The sequence below is a fragment of the Chryseobacterium sp. HNCC26DJ238 genome, from assembly GCF_057180465.1.
The window spans coordinates 362,067-368,209 of the sequence record NZ_JBXUGI010000001.1; the positions used below are offsets into that span (position 1 = coordinate 362,067).

At 34.8% G+C, this 6,143-nt stretch carries 7 protein-coding genes and 1 pseudogene; all 8 read left to right on the top strand.

Annotated features, from left to right (window positions below):
* The first annotated feature begins 142 nt into the window (after positions 1-142).
* The 8 genes and pseudogenes from AC2A07_RS01620 to tsaB all read left to right on the top strand — a co-directional run bounded on the left by AC2A07_RS01620 (position 143) and on the right by tsaB (position 6,096).
* Complete coding sequence (locus tag AC2A07_RS01620; RefSeq protein WP_314494498.1) at positions 143-826, top strand: LysE family translocator; 684 nt, start codon at positions 143-145, stop codon at positions 824-826.
* A gap of 31 nt (positions 827-857) precedes the next feature.
* Positions 858-1,790 (top strand): S66 peptidase family protein, encoded by a 933-nt coding sequence (locus tag AC2A07_RS01625; RefSeq protein WP_484048912.1) that lies wholly within the window; start codon positions 858-860, stop codon positions 1,788-1,790.
* Between the two features lie 2 nt (positions 1,791-1,792).
* Positions 1,793-2,143, top strand: coding sequence for a DoxX family protein (locus AC2A07_RS01630; RefSeq protein ID WP_484048913.1), 351 nt, complete (start codon positions 1,793-1,795; stop codon positions 2,141-2,143).
* Between the two features lie 4 nt (positions 2,144-2,147).
* Positions 2,148-2,519 (top strand): YraN family protein, encoded by a 372-nt coding sequence (locus AC2A07_RS01635; protein ID WP_484048914.1) that lies wholly within the window; start codon positions 2,148-2,150, stop codon positions 2,517-2,519.
* Between the two features lie 491 nt (positions 2,520-3,010).
* Positions 3,011-3,763, top strand: a complete 753-nt coding sequence (locus AC2A07_RS01640; protein WP_484048915.1) for an SDR family NAD(P)-dependent oxidoreductase — start codon at positions 3,011-3,013, stop codon at positions 3,761-3,763.
* Between the two features lie 31 nt (positions 3,764-3,794).
* A complete protein-coding gene (locus AC2A07_RS01645; protein WP_484048916.1) occupies positions 3,795-4,226 on the top strand; it encodes a nuclear transport factor 2 family protein in 432 nt (143 codons plus the stop codon).
* A gap of 127 nt (positions 4,227-4,353) precedes the next feature.
* Positions 4,354-5,255, top strand: a pseudogene (locus tag AC2A07_RS01650) (virulence RhuM family protein).
* Between the two features lie 154 nt (positions 5,256-5,409).
* Entirely contained in the window at positions 5,410-6,096 is a 687-nt protein-coding gene (gene tsaB / locus AC2A07_RS01655) for a tRNA (adenosine(37)-N6)-threonylcarbamoyltransferase complex dimerization subunit type 1 TsaB (RefSeq protein ID WP_484048917.1), read from the top strand.
* Positions 6,097-6,143 lie beyond the last annotated feature (47 nt).

Here is a 6,143-nt window from a genome sequence, read left to right on the forward strand (position 1 = left end):
TTTTTTAAATTGATAATGAGACTGCCAAATCAGGCAGTCTTTTTTATTTAATAGCATTTATGCTATAATTCAGACTTAAAAAATTCATTTTTACAGGCAAATAGAAATATAATTTTTAAATTTGGGATAGAAACAAATTTTAATGTTTGAACTTGTATTATCGGCCGTTGGTCTGGGCTTTATGCTGAGCCTTGTTTTCATAGGTCCTATTTTTTTCCTCCTGATCGAAACCAGTTTCACAAGAGGCCCCAGACATGCTTTAGCACTTGATTTCGGTGTCATTACAGCAGATTTACTGTGCATTATAGCAGCCTATTATGCAAGTGCTGATATTGTTAATCTTATTGATAAGCATCCCGGTTTTTACAGGATAACGTCTATCCTGATCCTCTCCTACGGTATTGTGATGCTGGTGACCAAGACCAAAATGCATTTGCCCGGCGAAGAAAAAATTATCAGTCAGAATTACTTCAGAACTTTCCTGAATGGTTTTCTCCTCAATCTTTTGAACGTAGGAGTGGTATTATTCTGGCTGGTTACGGTAATCGGGGTCAGAAATCAATACCCGGATACCGAAAGTATGGTCCTTTATTTAGGTTTAGTTATCTCAACCTATTTAATGATTGATTTTCTGAAGATCTTTCTGGCTAAACAATTTCACGACAGGCTGACCCAAAGACTTGCCAACAACATCAGGAAAGGTGTAGGAGCAGTTTTGATTTTATTCAGTTTTTTCATTTTCCTTCAGAGTTTCAAAAAGTTTAATCAGTTTGATAAAAAGCTTGAAGAAGCAGAAAGAAAAGAATTAAAATACAAAAAGAACTGATCAGTAATTACATAAAACATCAATGAACAAAATGAAAAAAATATTTCCGGAGTCTCTCAAAAAAGGAGACCGAATTGCCATCATCTCCCCTGCCGGAGCGGTAGAACCCGCACATCTTGAAAGAGGTATTAAATTAATTAAAAGCAAAGGCTTTGAACCTGTTTTAGGTGAAAATTTATATACGAAATATTCTAATGGGTATAATTATGCCGGAACTGAAAAGCAGAGATCCAAAGATATTAACTGGGCATTAAACGATCCGCAGATTTCTGCCATCTGGGCTTCGCGAGGAGGTTATGGCTGCCAGCATTTAATTGAAAATCTCAATATCAAAAATTTTGTAAAAAAGCCGAAATGGTATATTGGGTATTCAGATAATACAGTGATACAAAGTTATCTGCTCAGAAAAGGTTTTGCATCCATCCACGGACAGACCATTAAGACTTCAGGTTTCGGAGTTACTGACGAAAGTTATGATCAGATCTTTAAAATCCTAAAGGGAAAACCTTTAAAATATACCTTAAAATCGAATCAGTTTAACAGAGAAGGCAATGCAGAAGGCGAATTGATAGGAGGAAATCTGGCGTTAATTTATGCGCTTTTGGGTACAAAATACTCGTTTGACTTCAGAGGTAAAATTTTATTTATTGAAGATATAGGTGAAAACTTTTATGCACTTGACAGGATGTTGATGAGTTTGGAACTTGGAGGCGTATTCAGTAAAATAAAAGGACTGATTGTAGGGGGCATGACCAATATGGGAGATGTCAAAGAGAATAAACAGTATGATGAAAGCTTTGATGAATTTGCCTACAAACTGATAGCAGATAGAATTTTGAAATACAGATTCCCTTTTATGTTTGGTTTTCCAAATGGACATATTCATAATAATATACCGTTGATTATCGGAGCTGAGGTTTCATTAAAAGTCGGACAAAATGTATCATTGAACTTTAATTCGTAATTATGTTTTATTCAAAATTTATACTTGCATTTTTATTGGTCTCAGCCGGGATTTTTCATTTTGTGAAACCTTACTTTTTCATGAAAATTATGCCTGATTATATTCCGTTTCATTTACAGATGGTTTATATCAGCGGTATAGTAGAAATTTTGTGTGGGATTCTTCTTCTCTTCCCGCAGACTCAAAAGTTGGGTGCTTATTTATGTATCGCTTTATTTATAGCAGTTTTTCCTGCCAATATAGAAATGGCAAGAAAGTTTTATCACGCTCATCATCCGTATTTCTGGCTGACCGTTTTGAGGCTTCCTTTACAGTTTGTCCTGATTTGGTGGGCTTATCAATTCAGAAAATAATGTCATGGCAGATCACAATGAACTTGGTCAGATCGCAGAAGATCTGGCAGCAGATTATTTAGCTAAAAAAGGGTACAGAATTATCGTTAGGAATTATCGTTTTAAGAAAGCTGAAATTGATATTGTTTCCGAAAAAGACAATTTGATTATTGTTACAGAAGTTAAGGCACGATCAACCGATTTTTTTATCCTGCCTCATGAAGCGGTTACAAAGACTAAAATCAAATCAATTGTATCGGCAGCCAATCACTTTATGGAAGAATTTAATAAAGATCAGGAGGTAAGATTTGATATCATTTCAGTGCTTCCCGACAAAACAGGAAAGTTAACTATTGAACATATACCAGATGCTTTTCAGTCATTCGATGCCAATTAGATAATGTAACAATCTATTCAGTGTAACAATTTACCAGTAATGATAATGTAACAATGTCGCAGTGTAACAATTTACCAATGATGAAAATGTAACAATGTATTCAATGTAACAGTTTATCAATGATGGAAATGTACCAGTGAAAATGTGCAATATCGTAATGCAGCAATTTACCAGTAATAGGATGTATCAATAAAGTGATTGCCGATAGTCTTTTCACTTTTCATCATCATATTTTTACATCGCTACATTCAAAATAGTACTACATTGTTATATTATTACACTGAGAAGATTGTTACATTGAAAAGATTATTACACTGAATAAATTGTTAAATTGGTACATTAAACAGATTATTACATTAAATAGATTATTACATTAAATAGATTATTACATTAAATAGATTATTACATTGAAAAGATTATTACACTGAATAAATTGTTAAATTGGTACATTGAATTCATTGTTACATTAAACACACTGCTACATTAAAAATATGAAAACTATACTCATCACCGGTGCTACTTCCGGAATCGGAAAGTCTACTGCGGAGCTATTTGCAAAACAGGAAAACAGAATCATTATATGTGGAAGAAGAACAGAAGTTCTGGAATCTGTAAAAACAGAATTATCTAAATTAACCGAAGTTTTTAGTTTAAAATTCGATGTCAGGAATCTTAAGGAGGTTGAACAAGCAATCGCATCCCTTCCGGAAGAATGGAAGAATATCGATGTTCTTATCAATAATGCAGGAAATGCACATGGTTTAGAGCCTCTTTCGGCAGGAAATACGGACGATTGGGATTCTATGATTGATGGAAATGTAAAAGGTCTTTTATACGTTTCAAAAACGCTTATTCCCATGATGAAAGAGAGGAAGTCCGGACAGATTATCAATATCAGTTCGGTCGCAGCAAGGCAGACTTATGCCAATGGGGTGGTTTACTGTGCTACCAAAAAAGCAGTTGATGTAATTTCGGAAGGAATGAGGATAGAGTTAACAGAATTTGGAATAAGAGTTACCAACATTCAGCCGGGTGCTGTAGAAACCGACTTCTCATTGATCAGGTTCAAAGGGGATCAGGACAGGGCGGCAACAGTATACGCAGGATACGAAGCTTTAAAAGCGGAAGATATCTCTGATGCTATTGCTTACTGTGTGAATGCTCCCCGACATGTTACAGTCTCTGATATGACCATTTACCCGAGTGCACAGAGCGAACCGAGGACGATTTACAGAAAAGAATAATTTGAAAATGGTTTAACCTGAGAATTTGAATATGAGATTTTTTTGTGGAATTCTTTTATTGTTTTCTGTTTTTGGATATTCTCAACAATACTCAAAAGCAGAAAAATTGGTTTTGATTCAGGCAGAAAAATTGGATTCTCTGATGAAGAATAATGATTCTGAAATTGTGAATCTGTTTTGTCCGGATGTTTCTTTCGGTCATTCTAACGGCTGGATTCAGAATCTGAATGATTTTAAAAAAGATTTCCACTCAAAGAAAGTCGTTTACAGAAAGATCACTCAAACCGAAGTCTCTGAAATTAAACAGTTCAGAAAAACGGTCAGCCTCAGGAGATCCATCAGAGTACAGGGATTATACAAAAATCATGATTTTGAAATGAAGCTGGCACTCCTTGAAATTTGGATTAAAAAGAAATCTGACTGGAAATTATGGAGCCGCCAAAGTGTGGAAATAAAGCCATAAATTTGTAATAAACATACAAATAATGAATGAAGAATTTCAAAAATTTCTAATTTATCAAACACCGAACGATCAGGTTCGGGTTGATGTTTTCTTACAGAATGAAACACTTTGGCTAACCCAAAAGGCAATGGCAGAATTGTTCGATGTTTCAAAATCAACTATAAGTGAGCATTTGTCAAATATTTATGCTTCTAATGAACTTTTGAGAGAAGCAACTGTTCGGGAATTCCGAACAGTTCAAACTGAGGGTATAAGAAAGGTTAACAGAAACCTCGAATACTATAACCTTGATGCTATTATTTCTGTTGGTTATAGAATAAATTCCGCTAAAGCAACACAATTCAGAATTTGGGCAACACAGACTTTGAAAGAATTTATTATCAAAGGATTTGTTATAGACGATCAGAGATTGAAACAGGGACAGACCGCTTTTGGGAAAGATTATTTTAAAGAACTGCTGCAGAGAATCCGTTCTATTCGGACAAGCGAGCGACGCATTTATCAACAGATAACAGATATTTTTGCGGAGTGCAGTATAGATTATGATAAAAATTCTGACATTACCAAAAACTTTTACGAAACAGTTCAGAATAAATTTCATTTTGCCATTACAGGAAATACGGCAGCTGAAATTATTTTTAAAAAGGCTGACCGCAGTAAAGAAAATATGGGTTTGACTAACTGGAAATATGCTCCGGACGGGAGAATTTTGAAGTCTGATGTGGTAGTTGCCAAAAATTATCTGGCAGAAAAGGAAATAAAGCAATTAGAGAGAACCGTAGCTGGTTATTTGATTATATTGAAGGTCTGATCGAAAGAGAAAATACTTTTACGATGGACATTTTAGCAGAAAGTGTGAATAAGTTTTTAAACTTCAATGAATACAAAATTCTGGAAGGCAACGGAAAAGTCGCCAAACTAGTAGCCGCTAAAAAAGCGGTCACGGAATACGAAACCTTTAATAAAACCCAGAAAATAATTTCTGATTTTGATAAGGAAATCAGAAAAATAGGGAAAAACCCTGATTAAAGTTTACGAGAATCTACTTTTAAACTGTTTAAAAACTAATAATAGGGTAACAAAATCATATTTTACCTCTTGTAAAGTGTGCAATCTTTTTTTCAATCATTTCTTTTGATACTTTTGTGGTGAAAAGATTCTTTTCATGATTAAATTTAATTAAATGAAAATACTATACCTGGAGACTTCTTCCAAAAACTGTTCAGTAGCTGTTTCTGATGATGAAAAGTTGCTTTGCGTATGCGAAGAGGTTTCAGAAAATTATAAACAGTCAGAAAGTCTTCACTCCTTCGTCGAATGGGCTTTGGAAGGCGCAGAATTATCTATAAAAGATATCGAAGCCATTTCATTAGGAAAAGGTCCGGGATCTTACACCGGCTTAAGAATTGGTGCTGCTTCCGCAAAAGGTTTTTGCTATGGTCTGAAGATTCCTCTCATAGCGGTCAATTCATTGGTAAGTATGGCAGAGCCTTTTTTAGGCCTGAACTATGATCTGGTCATTCCTTTAGTCGATGCAAGACGAATGGAGGTTTATACGGCTGTTTATGACGGAATAACAGGCGTCGAGCTAACTCCTACTGAAGCCAAAGTTTTAGATGAGCAGTCATTTCAGGAACTGAGAGGTAAAAAAGTTTTGTTTGTTGGTGACGGAACGAGAAAGGCTCAGGAGATCATTCAGCTTCCTGAAGCTGATTTTAATGAAGACGTCTACCCTTCTGCAAAGAATTTAGTCAATAAAACGCTGGAGAAAATAAAAAACAGAGACTTTGAGGATATTGCTTATTTTGAACCTTTTTATTTAAAAGAATTTCACGGGGTTAAGAAGAAAAAGAATCCGTCTCACAACTGAGGCGGATTTTTTTTGGTTATAATTTTTATTTTCCTTATATTTATATA

Coding starts and splice junctions, on each gene's coding strand:
- AC2A07_RS01645 (WP_484048916.1), top strand. CDS start 3,795: ATGAGATTTTTTTGTGGAATTCTTTTATTGTTTTCTGTTTTTGGATAT.
- AC2A07_RS01630 (WP_484048913.1), top strand. CDS start 1,793: ATGTTTTATTCAAAATTTATACTTGCATTTTTATTGGTCTCAGCCGGG.
- tsaB (WP_484048917.1), top strand. CDS start 5,410: ATGAAAATACTATACCTGGAGACTTCTTCCAAAAACTGTTCAGTAGCT.
- AC2A07_RS01635 (WP_484048914.1), top strand. CDS start 2,148: ATGGCAGATCACAATGAACTTGGTCAGATCGCAGAAGATCTGGCAGCA.
- AC2A07_RS01640 (WP_484048915.1), top strand. CDS start 3,011: ATGAAAACTATACTCATCACCGGTGCTACTTCCGGAATCGGAAAGTCT.
- AC2A07_RS01625 (WP_484048912.1), top strand. CDS start 858: ATGAAAAAAATATTTCCGGAGTCTCTCAAAAAAGGAGACCGAATTGCC.
- AC2A07_RS01620 (WP_314494498.1), top strand. CDS start 143: ATGTTTGAACTTGTATTATCGGCCGTTGGTCTGGGCTTTATGCTGAGC.